The 17,708-nt window shown below is 44.3% G+C and carries 18 protein-coding genes and 1 pseudogene; 2 read left to right on the top strand and 17 right to left on the bottom strand.

Annotation, left to right across the window (positions count from 1 at the left end; genetic code table 11):
- Nucleotides 1-19: 19 nt before the first annotated feature.
- Nucleotides 20-1,429, bottom strand: coding sequence for a replicative DNA helicase (gene dnaB / locus PSI23_RS08495; protein ID WP_273554689.1), 1,410 nt, complete (start codon nucleotides 1,427-1,429; stop codon nucleotides 20-22).
- A gap of 421 nt (nucleotides 1,430-1,850) precedes the next feature.
- Nucleotides 1,851-2,108, bottom strand: coding sequence for a helix-turn-helix domain-containing protein (locus PSI23_RS08490; RefSeq protein ID WP_273554688.1), 258 nt, complete (start codon nucleotides 2,106-2,108; stop codon nucleotides 1,851-1,853).
- Between the two features lie 461 nt (nucleotides 2,109-2,569).
- Between PSI23_RS08490 and PSI23_RS08485 the strand changes: the two genes are divergently transcribed.
- Entirely contained in the window at nucleotides 2,570-3,460 is an 891-nt protein-coding gene (locus PSI23_RS08485; protein WP_273554687.1) for a restriction endonuclease, read from the top strand.
- Nucleotides 3,461-3,874: 414 nt separating this feature from the next.
- Here PSI23_RS08485 and PSI23_RS08480 read toward each other — a convergent pair whose 3' ends face one another.
- The 13 genes and pseudogenes from PSI23_RS08480 to PSI23_RS08420 all read right to left on the bottom strand — a co-directional run bounded on the left by PSI23_RS08480 (nucleotide 3,875) and on the right by PSI23_RS08420 (nucleotide 15,302).
- On the bottom strand, nucleotides 3,875-5,536 hold the full coding sequence (locus tag PSI23_RS08480; RefSeq protein WP_273554686.1) for a terminase large subunit: 1,662 nt from the start codon (nucleotides 5,534-5,536) through the stop codon (nucleotides 3,875-3,877).
- Nucleotides 5,533-5,886 (bottom strand): phage terminase small subunit P27 family, encoded by a 354-nt coding sequence (locus PSI23_RS08475; protein ID WP_273554685.1) that lies wholly within the window; start codon nucleotides 5,884-5,886, stop codon nucleotides 5,533-5,535. Before PSI23_RS08475 ends, PSI23_RS08480 begins: the two co-directional genes overlap by 4 nt.
- 129 nt (nucleotides 5,887-6,015) lie before the next feature.
- A complete protein-coding gene (locus tag PSI23_RS08470) occupies nucleotides 6,016-6,450 on the bottom strand; it encodes an HNH endonuclease (protein WP_273554684.1) in 435 nt (144 codons plus the stop codon).
- On the bottom strand, nucleotides 6,450-6,752 hold the full coding sequence (locus PSI23_RS08465) for a head-tail connector protein (RefSeq protein WP_273554683.1): 303 nt from the start codon (nucleotides 6,750-6,752) through the stop codon (nucleotides 6,450-6,452). Before PSI23_RS08465 ends, PSI23_RS08470 begins: the two co-directional genes overlap by 1 nt.
- Nucleotides 6,752-7,084, bottom strand: coding sequence for a phage head closure protein (locus tag PSI23_RS08460; protein WP_273554682.1), 333 nt, complete (start codon nucleotides 7,082-7,084; stop codon nucleotides 6,752-6,754). The genes PSI23_RS08465 and PSI23_RS08460 overlap by 1 nt, the downstream gene beginning before the upstream one ends.
- Nucleotides 7,081-8,298, bottom strand: a pseudogene (locus PSI23_RS08455) (phage portal protein). The gene PSI23_RS08460 and the pseudogene PSI23_RS08455 overlap by 4 nt, the downstream one beginning before the upstream one ends.
- A 2-nt stretch (nucleotides 8,299-8,300) precedes the next feature.
- Nucleotides 8,301-8,846, bottom strand: coding sequence for an HK97 family phage prohead protease (locus tag PSI23_RS08450; protein ID WP_273554681.1), 546 nt, complete (start codon nucleotides 8,844-8,846; stop codon nucleotides 8,301-8,303).
- A gap of 44 nt (nucleotides 8,847-8,890) precedes the next feature.
- Nucleotides 8,891-10,042: a phage major capsid protein gene (locus PSI23_RS08445; RefSeq protein WP_273554680.1), complete on the bottom strand. Its 1,152-nt coding sequence runs from the start codon at nucleotides 10,040-10,042 to the stop codon at nucleotides 8,891-8,893.
- Between the two features lie 323 nt (nucleotides 10,043-10,365).
- Nucleotides 10,366-10,713, bottom strand: a complete 348-nt coding sequence (locus PSI23_RS08440; RefSeq protein WP_273554679.1) for a DUF596 domain-containing protein — start codon at nucleotides 10,711-10,713, stop codon at nucleotides 10,366-10,368.
- A 6-nt stretch (nucleotides 10,714-10,719) separates the two neighbouring features.
- A complete protein-coding gene (locus PSI23_RS08435; RefSeq protein WP_273554678.1) occupies nucleotides 10,720-11,598 on the bottom strand; it encodes a hypothetical protein in 879 nt (292 codons plus the stop codon).
- Between the two features lie 788 nt (nucleotides 11,599-12,386).
- Nucleotides 12,387-14,774, bottom strand: a complete 2,388-nt coding sequence (locus PSI23_RS08430; protein WP_273554677.1) for a toprim domain-containing protein — start codon at nucleotides 14,772-14,774, stop codon at nucleotides 12,387-12,389.
- A 2-nt stretch (nucleotides 14,775-14,776) separates the two neighbouring features.
- Complete coding sequence (locus tag PSI23_RS22750; RefSeq protein WP_306309548.1) at nucleotides 14,777-15,184, bottom strand: hypothetical protein; 408 nt, start codon at nucleotides 15,182-15,184, stop codon at nucleotides 14,777-14,779.
- Nucleotides 15,177-15,302 carry a hypothetical protein gene (locus PSI23_RS08420; RefSeq protein WP_273554676.1) on the bottom strand — a complete coding sequence of 42 codons (126 nt, stop codon included), beginning with the start codon at nucleotides 15,300-15,302 and terminating at the stop codon, nucleotides 15,177-15,179. The genes PSI23_RS22750 and PSI23_RS08420 overlap by 8 nt, the downstream gene beginning before the upstream one ends.
- Before the next feature lie 193 nt (nucleotides 15,303-15,495).
- Between PSI23_RS08420 and PSI23_RS08415 the strand changes: the two genes are divergently transcribed.
- The gene (locus tag PSI23_RS08415; protein ID WP_273554675.1) at nucleotides 15,496-15,675 is read left to right on the top strand and encodes a YlcI/YnfO family protein; all 180 of its coding nucleotides are present in this window, start codon (nucleotides 15,496-15,498) and stop codon (nucleotides 15,673-15,675) included.
- A 178-nt stretch (nucleotides 15,676-15,853) separates the two neighbouring features.
- Here PSI23_RS08415 and PSI23_RS08410 read toward each other — a convergent pair whose 3' ends face one another.
- Both PSI23_RS08410 and PSI23_RS08405 read right to left on the bottom strand, forming a co-directional pair.
- Complete coding sequence (locus PSI23_RS08410; protein ID WP_273554674.1) at nucleotides 15,854-16,132, bottom strand: helix-turn-helix transcriptional regulator; 279 nt, start codon at nucleotides 16,130-16,132, stop codon at nucleotides 15,854-15,856.
- A 133-nt stretch (nucleotides 16,133-16,265) separates the two neighbouring features.
- On the bottom strand, nucleotides 16,266-17,483 hold the full coding sequence (locus tag PSI23_RS08405; RefSeq protein WP_273554673.1) for a tyrosine-type recombinase/integrase: 1,218 nt from the start codon (nucleotides 17,481-17,483) through the stop codon (nucleotides 16,266-16,268).
- Nucleotides 17,484-17,708 lie beyond the last annotated feature (225 nt).

Genomic DNA, 17,708 nt, shown 5'->3' with positions numbered 1-17,708 from the left:
AAGCGATAGGTGCTCAGATTTACTCGTCGCTATAACTTGGCCCAGCATAATTATCGAATCGTGACCATTGACCATTAAACGTCAGCCTTACTGTACCGATAGGGCCGTTACGCTGTTTACCAAGGATAATTTCAGCCACGCCTTTTAGTTCACTGTTATCGTGATAAATCTCGTCACGATAAATAAACATAATCAAGTCAGCATCCTGTTCGATAGAGCCTGATTCACGCAAGTCGGAGTTAACCGGTCGCTTATCGGCCCGCTGTTCCAAACCACGGTTTAGCTGGGAGAGTGCAACAACCGGCACTTGAAGCTCTTTTGCCAATGCTTTCAGTGAGCGGGATATTTCCGCAATTTCCAGTGTTCGGTTGTCAGATAAAGAAGGTACCCGCATCAATTGCAGGTAATCGATCATAATCAAGCTGAGTCCGCCATGTTCGCGGAAAACCCGCCGCGCGCGGGAACGCACTTCTGTTGGCGTCAAACCGGATGAATCATCGATATACATATTGCGTTTTTCCAGCAAAATCCCCATGGTGCTGGAAATTCGCGCCCAATCCTCATCATCAAGCTGACCGGTACGAATACGTGTCTGATCAACGCGGGATAGGGATGCCAACATACGCATCATGATCTGATTACCGGGCATCTCAAGGCTGAAAATCAGAACAGGCTTATCCTGCATCATCGCTGCGTTTTCACACAGGTTCATCGCAAAGGTGGTTTTACCCATTGAAGGACGCGCTGCCACGATAATTAAATCTGATTTTTGTAAGCCAGCGGTCTTCTTATCCAAATCTTGGTAGCCCGTAGAAACCCCTGTTACGCCATCATGTGGGCGCTGATAGAGCATCTCAATTCGCTCAACGGTTTCTGTAAGGATTTCCTCAATTCCTTTCGGGCCTTCATCTTTATTCGCCCGATTTTCTGCGATCTGGAATACGCGTGATTCTGCCAAATCCAAGAGTTCTTCGCTGGTTCGGCCTTGTGGATCATAGCCTGCATCTGCAATTTCATTTGCTACTGCGATCATATCGCGTACTACCGCACGCTCACGGACGATATCGGCATAAGCGTTGATATTCGCTGCACTTGGGGTATTTTTTGACAATTCGGCAAGATAGGCGAACCCGCCAACATTATCGAGATCACCATTCTGTTCAAGAGATTCAGATAATGTAATCAGGTCGATGGGTTTTCCTCTTTCAAGCAAACGCTGCATTTCAGAGAAAATACGCCTGTGTGGTCGGCTGAAAAAGTCATTGCTGGTAACCCGCTCGGATACATTATCCCAACGTTCATTATCCAGCATCAGACCGCCTAACACGGATTGCTCTGCTTCCAAAGAGTGTGGTGGAAGTTTCAGCCCTTCCACTTGGCGATCTTTTGGTTCAGCCATACTGTTGTTAGTTGGTTTTTTTCCAGCCATGTATATTGCATCAATCCACTAAACAAAAACGAAATAGCGCATAAGTATACGCCATGAGAACAACCTTGAGTAATTATATATAGTCTATACTCGTAATTTAAACGCAACTGATTGATATTGAATAAATAAACCTCATTTTTTAACGCGTTTGTTCTTGTTTGTTTATATAATTGTTTATACATAGAACACTGAACAAATCTATAAACAAAGCATAAGATAAAAACAATACAAAAGAAAAGAAAGAATGAGAGTGAATGAGTGAACAATAAAACGTGGTCAGTACGTTTAACGTTCCAAGCTATGAGGGTTGCGTGTATTCAGTTGAAAACTATTAAAGTAACAACTACGAATGTTACTGCTAGTGAGAAGATACCCCGTTACGGCTATCTTCCCGATGATTTTTAAATGGAACTGATTATTTTTATGATTTATCCCGAACCTTGCGTTCAATCAATTCACCATACGAATCAAAATAACGGCTGGGCCAGATTTCAGATGGGTGTATTTCGAGATAGTTAGCAATAATCCATTCGCCTTTCGGCCACGGTCTGCTGAGAGTATTTGCCAGTGTAGATGAACTGAGGCCAGATTCACGAGAAACAGCCGCTAAAGTTGTACCGCGCTTACGTAATTCAGCAATAATGTCGGCTTGATGCCAATCATTTTTAACGTTATTCATTCCTGCTACCCCTTCCATTAATTGAACATTGATGGTGGCGATTCAGACAGGGTTCGCAGTACCGGAACATACCCATCCGGCGAGGCCGAAACCTCCCCTATCAGAACCGCCATTGAGTAGGCGATAGCAGACACACTGGTAGAAATTTCCTACCAGTGGGGTATGTTTACAAGGCTGCGAAACCCTGACCACTGGATTTTGCCAGTGACGGGGGTACTTTAACTGATTGGTTTATCGGACTCAATAAGCGAACCAGTAAAAACCGCTTACCTTTTTGCGTTATATGCTGTCCAGATGAGATCTGATACCCTTGCTACTCTGGGTTCAAGTAAATATGACAGTCAGCTCAGTGCCAGAAGCGGACATTGCTAACATCATGGATGTTATAATCAATGGGGTGCATGTCAGTGAGGTTATACTAGCATGAAAGCTCGTACGATTTTATTAAAAAAGTGGTGCATATGATTGAAACATGGAAGGATCTGGAAAGTTACACACAGTACGTCTACTCGACGTTGCTTAACCCACGAGATAATGGTGTAAAGGTTAGCCGCAATGTTACCCTTAAAGGGTTAAAAGGTGAGTATCAAGTTGATGTGTTTTACCAATTTGAAAATGCGGGCGTTACACATCGTGTAGCAATAGAGTGTAAATATCATAAGCGTCCTCTTGACCGGGACACTATTATGCCATTTTGCAATAAAATTACTGATATTGGGAACATAATTGGAGTTATAGTCAGCAAATCAGGTTACCAAAGCGGGGCAAAGGAGTACGCCGAAAAACATGGCATTACCTTGTTAACAACTGAAAATTTACCAAAGTTTAATATTTTGGTTGCTGATTATTTGTTGGTTTCAGCGTTGCCAGCAAAAGATTGGATTGGGGAGCCTTTTTGGATCTTGATGGAAAGAGAAGAATATAACGTCTCCGGCTCATATTATAAGTTCCCACAAAAGCATAACGGAAGGAATGTAATACCATTATTCTTTTCAAAGCGTGAAGTCATTGAATTTTTAAATAACATGGAGGAAAAGGACACTTTTGCAATTCGTGGTGTTCCACAGCATTATTTGAAGCGTTTAATTGGTTTTGGTGAACATTTTAACCTTCTATTTTTTCAGATGCTTCCAGCTATGACAGATGAGCAAGTCGCAGGCTGGTTCATTGAACCAGCAGAATTAAAAAAGAGATACCTATTATCAGAAATATCACCTGAAGAATACAAGGAGTTTTATGTTGAGAAAAAGCCACGATACGACAACGAACTAACTCTCTTTAAAATATTAAAAGCAATGAGGAGTAAAATGGGGGAAGGGCTAGCGGAAAAAATATTAAAAAGAAAAAAATGAAATAAACCTATGGGCAAAACACGCTCACGTGTCTCCCTGGTTGATGTTAGACCTGTACGGTAATGCCTACGAGTGATTATATGGATAAGATTTTAGGCGTACAGCCTTCTTATCGTTAAAAATAATTTATAGAAAAGTTATAAATTTCTTACTTTAACAATGGATTATTCTCCTCATCATGAATTGCCCCGATTAACCCGACGGATCTTAACCATTCTTGCGCTGAATGTTTTTTCAGACATAATGTCACCTCCTCGCTCATAGCTGACTGTCAGATTTAGTCGCACTTTTCTACAGAACACTGTCAGATAAAGTAGCGACTAATCCCAAAAAGGTGTGTGATATCTAACCTTCTGAGCATTTGATTTCATTAATTCCTATACTGCACAGGCATTAAAAAAATCAATTTGTTATCTAAATTCCATCAAAGTTATCCAGTCTCTGTTTCTGTTCATCACTCAGGCTAAACACAAACTCTTCATGCTCAATCTGCCACGTGCCAAAGCTCATCAGGAACGCGATTGCAGGGTCTATCTTATTCGCGGATTTCTTCTTGTTCGGTTTGATATTAGCGTTCGCGTCCGTTTCCATCACGACATTGGACATCGCCCAAGCCAGCACTGGATCGCCGTTGTGACGAATGACCTTGCGGTTAACGAACACCTCGGCAGATTTCGCCACAGGGCTAAAGCGCATATAGGTTTGCGGGAACGGCTCAACATCCAGCCCCGCGCCTTGTAGCTGAGTACGTAGGTGAGTGGCGTTCCATGTATCAAAGCCCACCAGTTTGATATCAAAGTGCTGGCTGTCTTTGAGAATGTCATCACGGATACGGTCGTAATCAATGCAATCGCCTGTGGTGGTTCGAATCCAGCCCATTTGCGCCCATTGACGGTATATTACCCGGCTCTTATTCGCTAGGTTCTGTAGCTGGGCTTCGGGTAGGTAATGACGAGTCAGTAATAACAGTTCGTTATCCACCGGGAACGTGTAGCAAATACTGGTGATATCGCCTGTAGAAGATAAATCCAGCCCAGCGTAACATTCCAAGCCTTTCAGGTCGTTTTCATCGTAATCTGACTGGCAGGCTTTCCATGCGCCTTCGCCCATCCACGGGGTTTCGCCCTGACACCAGATATTAAAGCGTTTGGTTAACATCTCTGTCCATTGCGAGGGTATGCCACGGGCTTTTTGGATGGTGTCATGCAATGAGGCAGTGTCTACGGAGACATTCAGATTGGGATTGGCCTTCACCCAAAGCCGCTCATCATCAATCTCGTTCTCGTCGTCCAGTTCGTAAATCAGAGCAAATAACGATTCGTTTTGCTCTTCGCCGTCCAATATCTGGCAACAATAATCATAGTGTTGTTTACAGGCTGATATCACATTACTGCCCGCCGTGGTGATGGCAAACAGGATACCTTCGGGACGTGCGCCCATACCCAGCTCAAGGGCAGAATAGACGGCGTTATCAGGGTGCAAATGATATTCATCGACAATTGCCAGACTGGGGTTAGTACCCTCAATCGTGGCGGCTTTGGCTGCCAGCGGTTTTAGCAGGCTATTGCTCTTCGGATAGGTTATTTTGTGTTGCTGGATAACAACCCGTTTTTTCAGGGGCTTTGATAACAGACTCATCTGGCGGGCATCATCAAACACAATACGTGCCTGATCGCGACTCACAGCGGCGGTGTAGATATCCTGCTGCCCGTTCTCCATCACCAGAAACCAGTTCGCCAGTATCGCGGCAACGGTAGATTTAGCATTTTTACGCGGCACTTGAATGTAAGCACTGCGATATTTCCGCCGTCCGGTTGCTTTGACTTTGAAGCCGAATAGATTGGCAAAGGCGAATTGCTGCCACGGTTCTAATATAATCGGCTTTCCCCTCAAATGGCCTTTGACGTGTGGACAGTGACGGGAAAAAGCAATAAACCGCTCCACCACCTCCGAATCAAACACATAAAGCGGGTTATTCAGGTCGTTAAAGTAGCGTTTCACCGCCTGTTTTACCCGTTTACAAGCCGGAACTCTGCCATTTTCGACATCAAGAGCGTACCGCTCCCATGCATTCATAGGCGGTCTAACTCGTCCTCTTCCTCAGTTTCTACCGGATTTTTACGCCGTGACACAGGATCAAAGCCGAGCAATGACGACATTTTTATCATGATTTTTTCTGCATCGGATTTGGCACTCAGTGACGGATTGCGGCTTTCGCTGCCCTGACTGTTTACGATGCTAAAGCCCCGAATATCAAGGTCTGCCACCGCTTTTCGGTAAATGGCATAGTTGACGCAGTACAGTTCTAAGTTGTTCCAGTCGGCGGCGGTCAGATCTTCCCGTTCGCCTAAGGTTTTTGCCTTGGATTTCCACTGACTGGCGGCAATGTCATTAAGATAAGTCGGGGGTTTGGGTGCCCTTGCCATAATTTTCTGTCTTCCTTGTGAGTTTATTTTCAAAAAAAGTGCTGTGCGTAAAAATTTGAGGAGGAGGTCGGTTCCGCTGAGAAGCGCGTTTGTCATTTTTGATACCCCCACCCACTATTTCATTTGTTATTATTCTGCGACTAACCAACCGCGACACTTTGCCGCTTCTGTTTCCCGTTCCTGATAGATACCCTGTTTGCGCTTCGCTTTGGTGATAGGATCTGTCTGTACGGTCTTGCGGTTATGGCAGGGCGGGCATAACGATTGATGATTGGATTCAGGCCAGAACAACACATCAGCTTCACCCTGTATCGGGATAATGTGATCCACAATCGTTGCAGAGGCATAGATATCTTGCTGTAGGCAGTGGACACATAACGGATTCGCTTTCAGGTATTGCAGCCGGTAGCGTCCCCATCGGTTACTGTAGCCTCGTTGGGTTCGGGTTCCCCGTTGTTTGTCCTGCTGCCGTCGGGCTTCCCGTTGGTGTTGTTCACAACGGCCTGACTTCACACGCTCACGGCAATTAGGATAGCTACAGCGCTTTAAAGGTTGCCACGGCATCAGTAAACTCCCACATCACGATACACAGACCACAATGATTTAATGGTGAAAGGCACCTCTTTAAGCTCTGCATCCACTGCCATCTCCCGATTCTCATACAGCAAACCGATATAAAGCAGACAGCCCACCTTGATAGCAGAGGTAAAAACCAATCCGTTATCAAACCGTTTGCCGATATGTTGCTGGCAGACTTCCAGCGCGGCTTCGGCATAGCCCATTAACAAGGCATCATCAAGCGTGTCGCTTTCATCCAGCCGGCAATGCTGTTTGATTTCATTCAGGGGAATTTCAATCCGGTTCATCAGAATACACCTCCCTTACAAAGCAGTTCTAAGCGGGTACATTTCGCATCAGGGATAACCGCCACAATGTCAAACGCGGTTCCTCTGGTGTTAGCCCCGTTATAGAGAATGATATTGGCGGTGGTCACGTCATCACGGTAACGCATCCAGATACGCACAGTGGCCTCAGAGAACACGGCACCGGATGCCAAACGCTCACGCCCGCTAATCGCCCTCACTTCCGCCCAGACGGTGGCGGCATCCACCCACTTGTCAATAACCTGCCCTGACGGGGCGCGTGACTGCTCGGATTTCTGGATAGTCACCCGATGCCTAAATCTGCCTGCCCTCATTCCTTGCCCTCCGGTTGTTTCTTGATTTCTACCGTTTGCTTCCATGCCTGGCTAAATTCATCGCCACCTTCACGGGGAGAGAGTCCCTCACGTTCACGGGCTTCATTCGGGCACATGACACCAGATTTAATCGCCGTCTCATAGCTCTGGAAGCGTTCTTTCGGATTGGCGCGAAGCAAGTCGGCGGTATCAAATTCCACTTGATAACGAATGCCTCTTTTTGGCGATGCCATCAGCAAGGCCTATTTGATTTGTTGCTCAAAGTTGGCAAGCCACGGGCGCATGGTAATGGTCAGAAAAGCGCGGGACGCTTCACTAAAGTTACTGTAGGTACTGTTCGAATACTCTTGCAGAAAGATCGGGCTGACGTTGAACATACGGGCGATATCATCAATGGTGAAGCGACGGGAAGCCAGCCACTCGGCATCTTGGTTACTCATGCCTAATTGCTGGTATTCCATCCCGCCCTCAAGAATGGGTGTTTTCCCTGCATTACGTGCGCCTTTATAACGTTCGAGCGCTTCCAGTGCCTTAGCGCCTTTTGTACCATCTAACCAATCAGCGGATTTAATTACCCCTGCCGCCATCATGCCGTCTTTCATGATGCTGGCGCCGTGGCGTTGTTGTGCCAGTCCCAGACCTAAAGTTTCACGGCAGATAGTGACAGGCGAACGCCCCAAAAAGTCATCTTCTGTGGCATAGCGCAAATGTAAAACTTCTTCCTGTAGATAAGTTTTTACCTTGCCGCTATAGGGTTCGGTGATGGTGTACGCGAACCGGTGATCCGATAACCGTTGCGGCACAACCGCAGAAGGCGGGTAAGGATGCAAAGATTGTGGCTGCCCCTCACGCCCCCAGACAATCACCGCATAAGCATTGCCATTCAGCAAGCAATGACGCATCAGGGTTCGCTTAAACTGAAACGGCGTCTGACAGTCATTCGGGCATTCATTAAGCAAATAATCCACCGGGTGATCACTGAGCCATTCGCGGGACTCTTTGCCGTTCTGGTGCTGAACCCGATACAGGTAGCAAGGCATGGTCGCCACGGCTTCACTAATCACCGTGACAGCATTCATCACCGCAGGCAAGCCCTCGGCTGTCGAGGGTGAAACATGCTCGCCTGATTTGGTATTAGATATACCCGCCAGAGCAAGAAACTCATCAATACTCATACTACGAGTCTCAGCGGCTTTTCGCTTAAAAGGCCACATAATCACACCTCAGACAGTTGCAGCCAGTAATGACGCAAATCAGCATCATAGGGCTTAATCGCATTCAATGAGCGTTTAGCAATCTCAACACCGCTTTCAGGGTAGGCGGGTAAACTGGTGACAGTGATTTCCCGTAATTCAGCCTCTAAGACGGTTCTGATATAAGGTTCTTGACCAATATCCCACTGATCTTTGATAGCCCTGAACCCAAAGGACATACCGGAAATATCACCCCGTTCAACCAGTGCCAGTACATCACGCCCTAATTGGGTATCCGGCGGGGTTAACTCAAAGCGTAATCCGGTGGTATCTTCACTCAATTGCAATGTGCCGGATGTGGTACGGCCTAACAGATTCATGTGATCATGTTCATACAAAGCCCTGACATCTGTCCCTGCCGTTAAACTGGCACTAAACGCATTCGGGGCGAATTGTTCGACAAACTCATCCCACAAAACTTGTGATCGGCTGTTCCACCTAATCACGTAACCTGTCAGTTTCTTATCACTGGCAGAAAGTGATGCGGTTCTTAATTCAATATCATTCATTCGATAGACTCCAAGACTGAAAAGGGGCGCTGTGCCCCTCTTGCTTATTTCGTGGTGCTTTTGACTTCCAGCACCTTAATCGCGTTGGAGTCCACCAAACCACCGCCCAAGTACTTATCGGTGTGTACCTTATAGAATCCCGGCTCAGTGATATTGTCGGGACGAGTACGGGTGCCTGTTTCATGGTCAACGATGAAATAACCGCGCTTGAAGTCACCCAGACCGATCACGCCCTCTGGCATAAATTCGAGGTAATGGACAGGCAAGCCCAGTAACATATCCGGATCACCGGCTTGCAAACGTTCGCGCCAGATATAATCCCCGTTGCCGTTTTTCAGCTTCTGCACCTTGGCGGCAGTCGTCGAGTTCATCACCCATACTGCATTTTTGCGGTATTTGTTCCTGAGCAGGAATTTCAGGTCAATCAGGCTATCGGCTTCAAGGCTGGTGACCTCCAGCTTTTGCAGCGTACCAAAATCACGTACCTTGTCGCCTTGGGTATCGCGGGGATAAGACAGAAAACCTTTGGCTTTTTTGCTGCCGTCACCGCTGACAAGATCCGTTTCTTCGGTATCGACGAAGGTATCGGCAATTTCTGAGGTCAGCCAGCCCAAGATATCCACATCGCTAAAGTCGATAATCTCTTGGGTGGTTCTGGGGTAGGCATAGATAGGAAACAGCTTGATGCTCACTTCTTCCATCTTCGGCGTGCCAGTCTCACCGCGTGCCTTACCTTCTTCCCCGTGTACCACTGCCGCACCACCGACCGAAACAAGCTGTTTATACTCGTTGCTGCGGGTGGTTTTGAGCGTACAGATTTGACGCATGACCGACTCATCAGCCAGTTGCTGCATGATCTGTTTATTCAGTTCGGGGATAACGGTATAGCCGCCCTCTGAGGGAACGCCCGTAGACAAGGCGCGGGTTTCTCCGGTCAGAATATAGTGGCGCAACTCGTCATTGCTGAGTGTTTCATTGGCGGGCTGATTTTTGGCCTGATTGCGTTCTTCATCCGATAACGCCTCATAACGGGCAATTTCCGCATTGAGTGCTTCGGATTGGCTACGCAGCTCATCAAACTGTTTCGCTTCATCAGCATTCAATGAACGCTTTTCATCTTCGGCTTTAGTCAGTAGCGAACGCATTTGTTCGGTAAAGGTTGCTTTTTGCTGACGTAATTCGAGTAATTTCTTCATGGTGCCTCTGCATGTAGGTTAAGGGTTCGCTGTCATGCAGGTTCGGGGGAAAGCGGTAGCTGTCTGAGAACTACCGCTTTGAGGACTTGCTACAGAGCAATTGAAATCAAGATGAGCCTACATGTATCAGCAATCACTATTTAACACCATGAAAAATAATAAAAAAGACCTCACAATAGGAGGTCTAAACAAGGGGAAACATGAGGACGGAATATTTACAAATCTTTTCATTTATACAGTGGTCGTTTTTCGTATAAATTGATTATGGTCATTCAGGCAGTTATTGAAATGAAATCTCCCGACGCTAGCAGCGAGGGGCAAACTTAAGTCCACTCCAGAGAGCCATCTTCAAGTACCCAGACAGCTTCTCCCGGACAGGATTCATCAAAGAACCAAATACTATCTTCTATTCCTTCTTCATTTTTCGGAAACGCTTGCCTGAAGAATTCAATCTGCTCATCCACACTCCCTTCGAGAAAATTACCATGTTTAGCAAGCTTGATACGACCTTCTCTCAGGAGGCGTTCTAAAATCCAAAAGAAAATTTTTTTTCTTTCATCAAAGGTAATTAAACTGTCAGAATTTTCAGGCTCACTATAACTCCAGACAGCTGTCAGAGGTCGGGTTTCTGCCGCTGTCCAAATTTCTTTATATTCATGTTCAGATAACATAGATGATCACCTAAATTTAATTTCTATGTCTTTATATTTATGGCCTAATTCACTCAGCCTCTGGTTTCCTCTAATATCAATTGTCCATCTGGCTCCAGTATTAGAGGATGAAACGTTTCGTAATGTTATTGACGTTCCATCTACTGTTTTAGCTGTATAAATCATCGGTCTGACTTTTTTTAGCGGTGTGTTCCCTGCAAGTTGCTGTGCATACCTATGGATTTGTTGATTTGTAAGACTTTGGCTTTCATAGACTTTAGTCGTACCATAACTATTGCTCGCCTGTCCTTGCCTAATAATTTTTCCATCAATCATCAAATCTCGTGACGGGTTATTTTTATCAAAAATCCTTCGCAATTCCTCAAATCGATTTTTCTGTTGTTGTCTAACCGCTTTGTGATTCTGTGCGTTCTTATTACCTTGCGGTTCCCATCCTCCCGGCGTACCAGAACTAGCACCCCCTAATTTAGCCTTTTGATCCGCCGTTAATCCCTTCCCAATATTTGGCTTAACTGATTTACCCGAACCGTATTTCTCCTGTAAGCGATTCAGGTAACGTTGGGTAATCTCATCATTCCCTATCATCAAAAGTGTAATCAGATGATCGAAATCTCCTTGAGAAATGTTATCTGCGATTTTCTTTGCAGGAATTCCAGCTACCCCCACTTTAGCCGCTATTTCCAGAAGTTTTTTTGCCACCTGAGTCCGGCAATATGCGATTCTCTTACAGACTTTTAGGGGTAAAGTTACAACAGACCGCTTTTTCCTCTCTGCGGCCTTATTCTGCTGATCCTGTTGTGGGTATTTAACAACCTCATTCGCCTGAGATAACGGGACAAATATAGCGTAAAAGATTGTCAGAATAATAACAAATAGTTTTTTCATGGGTTTTTCCCTCTTTTTAAAAATAAGGGGTTGCTTATATCACCTTGACATAATTTATTTGCCTAAAGCGGCAAACTTGAACATACAAAAATTAAAAATATATAACAATAAATACTGTGTTTTACAGGGGATTATTTATTATCTATTTATGAATTATTTACAAAAATACCATTAATGGGATTCATTGACATTCCCTCAGAGTCCGAAATTGAAAGTCATATAATAGCTAAAAATTGTATATTGGCATGGAGTTACAGCTGATTAGCGAGAGGGTATTTTCACATTAGCTGGGGATAATGGTTAAAAAAGGAAATGAAACTGAGTTAATAAAATTTCCGATGGTTCCGGCTTAGAACCCCATATTTCCCTTCACAGATTTATCTGGCTTTTGTTTGCCTGCCGGAAGATACCCCTCCTGAAAATCTTTTTGCATCTTTTGCTGCATAGCTTATATCACACAAAATCAGACGCTATCACCCACCCAATCATTAATGTATTAACTCGTATTTGATGGTTTAAAGTTTAGAAAAAATGTGCTGGGGTTATCTACCTTATCTACCCACTCACTCTATCCCATGTGGCGCAAGGCTTTGAGTGGGTAGATGACTGATTTTTTACTGTCTACCCGTTGTCTACCCACCTCTGCCCCATCTACCTATTTTTTCCTTTGGGTAGACAAGGTAGATAACTAGTAGATAACTAAAAAAGAGTTATCTACCCAATTAAGCATATGATTAATATAGATAAATAACCATTAGGTAGACAAGGTAGATAACCAGACGCTATTTTTAGATAAACTCGTTCGTTTTATCGGTGAGTTGTACATTGGTCTGCCGTCTGCCTTTTATGGTTCGCGTCAGATATTCAGCCTTGTACTCCTTTGCGGCTTCTTTAACCGCTTTCCCAAACTCAGTTACACTCAGAGGACGCCCCAACCCCTGATATTCCATAAATGAAAGATAAAGGTGATAGAGGTATCTTTTGGGCTGGCGTTCTTCTTCTGTTTTACGTCCCCCACCCATTTCTAACCCTCTCGGCTCGCTCATGAAGGCCAGTGCCGCGCACAAATCTAAAACAGGATTAGATGCCCGTTTAACCTCCAATGCTTCATCACTATCACGCTGTTCCAGCAATAGCACTTTGGCCTGTTCAGGATCGTCAAATGTTGCCAGTAATCGTCTGACAATAACCGGAATTTCATGGGCTATTTTCTCTGACAAATGCGGGTCTTTATCTTCTTCTTTTACTTTATTGTTAAATTGGTAAATAACACGCCGACGAGCCACACCCCCAGCACGTTCGGTAAATATCATCGGGGTATTATTTGTTGCAATAACAACTGCCCGTATGATTGTTGTGTATTGCTGTTCATGCTTGGGATCAATCTCTATGGCGTCACCCCCCGTAATCGCTTTTATGCCCGTACCTTCCCCTGTATATTTGGGTTGATCGGGTAGAGTTATCATGCTCTTACCCACAAATTGCGCTCGTCCTCGTGCCGTGTCCAAAGCCACCATATTTCCGCTGGCTGTATTGTGCTGACCTGCTAATAACGTTGCTATCTGAGTAAAGACGCTTTTACCGCTGCCCCCTTCGCCCGTAATTTCTAAAAATAGCTGCCAGTCATAACGGTTCGCCAGCACCATATATAATGCTGCAAATATTCGCTTCATCTTGTACGGATCACGGTCAGCAGCATGGCTTATCCATTTATGGAAATTAGGCGCACCATCCCGCAAATTCTCATCCGGTTTTGCTGGGGTATACTCAATGCCATTGTGATTTAATAACCAATTTTCAGGCCGGTGAGGTGAAAATACTTTCGTTTCAATATCAAAGACGCCATTAGCAAAGGGGATCATGCTCTGGCACGGCTCACCCATCACAGGCGCAACAATCTTTAATGCTTCAACCACATTATTGAGTGCACGCTTACTAAAGTTAGTGCCATGCAAGGTATAGACCTTTCCCATTTCCCGGCTTAAATCCAAGCATGATGTTTTCTTCCAGACTCCCGATTGATATGTATAGAACCCCTCGCTTTCTGGATGAATAGCAATCCCTTCATAACGTTCTGTTAGCAATAAAGCCTTTTCATTATCCGCCAGTTGCGCAATGTTGTTACTCGTGCGTTTTTTCTTCTGCTTTCCCGGATTAATTGAAATAACGTTAGCTGTTTCCACTTTCTTCTCTCCCACCTGATACAACCCTTCACTGAATGCCTGCTTTGCTGCCTCAATGCCGTGATGCTGGCGATAATCGTCCCAATCGGCCTTATGTTCTGTTGGCGGTAATGCGATCCACCCGTTGATAGCTTTAGCGGTCTTCTCTGCCGCTATTTTGCCAACGTTCTTCTTGGGCTTGCCTTTGTCGTCCAGTTCGCCCGGTGAGTGCCAATCATTGTCGGCGGCAAGGATAATTTTTGCTGTTAGCCACCGTTCTCTGACCTGTTTAGCTACGGTCGGTAAATTACCTTCATCAATCGCAGCCAGTACCCAGCCCTCACACAATTGGCTCACCGTTAAGGCCGTTGCATAGCCCTCGGTAATGATGAACGTGTCTGGCGTTTCAGTGATTGCCGATAAAGGGATAAAACTCCCCTTTTTCTTCGAGCCTGTCACAAAACGCTTATCACCATTCGGCTTGATAATCTGAGCACCGGTGATCGTGCCGTCCAGCGTCTGAACCACAAGCAATAAAGAGCCATCTTTCAATAACCGCTGATTAGGGTATTTCAGCTCCTTTTTAGTCAGATACTGAGATTCACCCGTGAGAGAGGTTGCAACCAGAGCCGTGATACGTTCAGCAATCGGTTTCACTGTTCGGGGTTGCTCTTTGGCGGGCTTGGGTTCAGGCAAGGGAAGTGCTAACACATCAGCTACCAACTTAGCAGCAGCAAAGACAGAGATCCCTTTTGTTCTTGCTACTAAATCCAGCCCATCGCCATGATTTGGTTCATCACACTGGCGACAATGCCAGTCGCCATGATGGTTATCATCGATAAAGTGGAAACGGTCAGTACCGCCGCATATCGGGCAAGCACCGTGTTTACCTTTTGCCGGAACCTTCACACCACAAGCAGGCAACAGGCCTTGCCAACGATTGATGGCTGATGTTTTAACTGTTCGAATCACATCTAACGGGCGGCTTTTCTGATTATTATTTCCCTGATTCATGATCACTCGTCCTCTCCATTAACTGCCACATAAAGCGCATGGTAAACTTCCTGATTGATATCACAGGCCAGTGAAAGCAAATCATGTAGCTCTTCCGAACAATGTTGGCTGGCCTGCTCAAGAATGATTTCATATAAAGAGGTACATAAGCCCGCACGAAATGAAGCCTGACCTAACGGGTCGGATTTTCTGTATACAATGCAATTTAATAATTTATTCATCGGTGACTGTGGAGCATGTTTCAACAGGACGCGGTGAACTTCCTGATGAATGCCGTGTGCCAATGCAATCAGATTATTTAAATTGATTTCGCATTCACCTTTGGCTTTTTTGGTAATGAACGTGAAAAGAGAAATACCCAAACCTGCACGATATAGCGCCTGTTTTAGTGAGATAGGTTTGTTACTCATGGTATGCCCCCTGACGTAATGCGAAGATCAAGGAGGACATATCAGCCAATTGCTGAGTGCCGGATGCAATAAGGAATGTAAATTTAAGGCGAGTTTGGTTAGACTGTGTATCAGCCATAGCATTAGCTCCGATAATGTTGTGGGTAGACGCCTCGACAGTGTTCCCGCACTTCGGGGCGTTGTTATTTTCATACCATATACAAGCTATGGTGTAAGACACATAATAGATATAAGGTGTCTTACATGTCAACTCTTTAAATTGTAGTATTTTTGCGTATACTGTCTTACACCAATTGATAAGAGGTGTAGAAATGGCAACAGGTGCAAAAAATGCGAAATCACAATCAATAACAGTACGAGTACTACACGAATTGATTGAAGGAATGGAGCAAACGAAAGAGCAAAGCGAAAGTACAGGGCAATTTGTTTCTGCTGCAATGCGAGCTGAAATCAAACGCCGCCTACGCAAAGCCAAAGCATCATCTGAGTAAGAATCATCAATTAACCCTCTTAAAGAGGGTTGTCTCTCAAATTGATGATTATTTAATATCAAAGAATCTCTGTAGCTAATATCTACCATCACACCAACTATTCCCGAAATTAAACTGCTTTTAGGGTGAGTTTGATCGCTGCCAATCAAGACAGTGAATTTTTCATAGCGTTATTTTTTTAGTTAGCAGGTTTACGGCTATACGGGTTATTCACGTTTTCTACTGTTGGTGGATTGCGCACCCAATGCAGTAGATCACTAAGCAACCAAGCACACGAATTGCGGCCTAATGGTTTACGGGCAGGGAAACGGCCTTCATTTTCCAGCTTCCATGCTGACGTTCTGGAAATAGAGGTGATGTGCTGGCGTTCTTTTTCACGTATAAGACGATCATAAGGTTCACCATATTCGGAAAGGATAGAGCGGCGTTCTTCTGGCGTAGGAGTACTATATTGCATGGTTGTGTTACCCTCACTGTTTAATTGTTTTTGTGAGGGTATTTTACTTAATAGAAATTATTACGAAAGAAAGACACATTTGTTACATATATATCACAATGGTCATGCACAGAATGAAATTCATCAATTTTCATTATTGAGCTGCTTTTAATATAACCACATTTTCATAATTGCCCGCTAATACATCCAGCCGCTCGCACCACCTGTTTAAAGCGTCCTGCTTCTCTGGTAGGTATTGGCTCTTGTTGTATATCGCCATTATGCCCGGCAGCGCATGGCCTAACAGTTGCTCAACGACATGTGGTGCTATACCCATGTCATTCATTTTAGTTGCAAACGTTCGCCTTAAATCATGCAAAGACCATTCCTCATCATGCTCTAATTTTTTCCATATTTTTCTGCCATATTGTGCGACTGCTTCAAGTTTTTTAATTTCCCCTAAGAGATAACCACTTTTATGGTTTTGGTGAATAATATTCACTAAAAATGGCTTCATGTATTCAGGTATTAGACGAATGATTTTCTCGCCTGTCTTGCTATTTTCTTTTGGGACAGTCCATAACATAGAATTAAAATTCCATTCTGAACATTTAGATAATCTGACCTCTCGTGTCCGACAACCAAATACAACCAAAATTTTCAATAAATTATTATAATAAGGTAGGTAAATACCTGTATTTATGGAGTCCCATAATTGACCAAGTTCATTATCTTCTAAATACCGCTGGCCTTTATTTTGTTTTTTTCCAATATCCTGAATAGTTAAATCATCCAATACATGGCTGACTGCATACCTTCTTACCCGGCAAAATTTTAGAGCTTGCTTGCACAGTTGAAATAGAGAACCAGCAGCCACTGGCGCTTTCTTTTTCATTCTATCAAAGCATTGTAGCCAATATATTGTTTCGCAGTCAGACAATGCCATTTCACCAATATAAGGATAAATATGTTTTTCTAATTGCAGAATGAGGGTATCAATATTGACTCGGTTTTCTCTGCCGTAGTGCGCGATCCAATATTCAATAGCGTCTTTCACAGTGACTGGTTTTAATGATTCCTGCATCACTAAGTTAAATTGCAGCTTTGGATCTTTCCCAGATGCTAACCAACTACGACATTTATCCCTCGTTTCTCTAGCCTGTTTAAGGCTCACATCAGGATAGCGCCCAATGGTAAGGCGGTTTAACTTTTTTCCATCAAGTCGGTACGTAAAAACCCAACTAATGCCACCAGCTTTAGATGCTTTGGCGCTCAACCCCGCACCATCGGCAAAAAATTCAATATTGCCCCTTTCTTTTCCGTGCAGGGTTCTAAGTTTTTTGTCACTGAGCTTGTTTAGTTCGGCAGCCATGATCGCTAAAAGTATTTATACAATTGTTTATACGTAGTGTGCTGTAAGAGGGGCAAAACGTCAATAAACACTGTAACAACATACAGCTTAATGATTTATTAATTATTTGATATTTATATAAAAATAATAATCATGGACAAACTTCAAAACACAAAGTAAATATATATAGTCTGTAATGATTTCGGACACATTAACGCAGTTTGCAGCAATTGCAATGTAAACGTA

This window comes from Xenorhabdus yunnanensis (assembly GCF_028598805.1).
Lineage (GTDB): Bacteria > Pseudomonadota > Gammaproteobacteria > Enterobacterales > Enterobacteriaceae > Xenorhabdus > Xenorhabdus yunnanensis.
Note: the sequence above shows the minus strand (reverse complement) of the source record. Positions and strands in the feature narration are given on the sequence as shown.

Bases quoted from the DNA above. Each gene is read 5' to 3' on its own strand.
- dnaB (WP_273554689.1), bottom strand. From the start codon at position 1,429: ATGGCTGGAAAAAAACCAACTAACAACAGTATGGCTGAACCAAAAGAT.
- PSI23_RS08490 (WP_273554688.1), bottom strand. From the start codon at position 2,108: ATGAATAACGTTAAAAATGATTGGCATCAAGCCGACATTATTGCTGAA.
- PSI23_RS08485 (WP_273554687.1), top strand. From the start codon at position 2,570: ATGATTGAAACATGGAAGGATCTGGAAAGTTACACACAGTACGTCTAC.
- PSI23_RS08480 (WP_273554686.1), bottom strand. From the start codon at position 5,536: ATGAATGCATGGGAGCGGTACGCTCTTGATGTCGAAAATGGCAGAGTT.
- PSI23_RS08475 (WP_273554685.1), bottom strand. From the start codon at position 5,886: ATGGCAAGGGCACCCAAACCCCCGACTTATCTTAATGACATTGCCGCC.
- PSI23_RS08470 (WP_273554684.1), bottom strand. From the start codon at position 6,450: ATGCCGTGGCAACCTTTAAAGCGCTGTAGCTATCCTAATTGCCGTGAG.
- PSI23_RS08465 (WP_273554683.1), bottom strand. From the start codon at position 6,752: ATGAACCGGATTGAAATTCCCCTGAATGAAATCAAACAGCATTGCCGG.
- PSI23_RS08460 (WP_273554682.1), bottom strand. From the start codon at position 7,084: ATGAGGGCAGGCAGATTTAGGCATCGGGTGACTATCCAGAAATCCGAG.
- PSI23_RS08450 (WP_273554681.1), bottom strand. From the start codon at position 8,846: ATGAATGATATTGAATTAAGAACCGCATCACTTTCTGCCAGTGATAAG.
- PSI23_RS08445 (WP_273554680.1), bottom strand. From the start codon at position 10,042: ATGAAGAAATTACTCGAATTACGTCAGCAAAAAGCAACCTTTACCGAA.
- PSI23_RS08440 (WP_273554679.1), bottom strand. From the start codon at position 10,713: ATGTTATCTGAACATGAATATAAAGAAATTTGGACAGCGGCAGAAACC.
- PSI23_RS08435 (WP_273554678.1), bottom strand. From the start codon at position 11,598: ATGAAAAAACTATTTGTTATTATTCTGACAATCTTTTACGCTATATTT.
- PSI23_RS08430 (WP_273554677.1), bottom strand. From the start codon at position 14,774: ATGAATCAGGGAAATAATAATCAGAAAAGCCGCCCGTTAGATGTGATT.
- PSI23_RS22750 (WP_306309548.1), bottom strand. From the start codon at position 15,184: ATGAGTAACAAACCTATCTCACTAAAACAGGCGCTATATCGTGCAGGT.
- PSI23_RS08420 (WP_273554676.1), bottom strand. From the start codon at position 15,302: ATGGCTGATACACAGTCTAACCAAACTCGCCTTAAATTTACATTCCTT.
- PSI23_RS08415 (WP_273554675.1), top strand. From the start codon at position 15,496: ATGGCAACAGGTGCAAAAAATGCGAAATCACAATCAATAACAGTACGA.
- PSI23_RS08410 (WP_273554674.1), bottom strand. From the start codon at position 16,132: ATGCAATATAGTACTCCTACGCCAGAAGAACGCCGCTCTATCCTTTCC.
- PSI23_RS08405 (WP_273554673.1), bottom strand. From the start codon at position 17,483: ATGGCTGCCGAACTAAACAAGCTCAGTGACAAAAAACTTAGAACCCTG.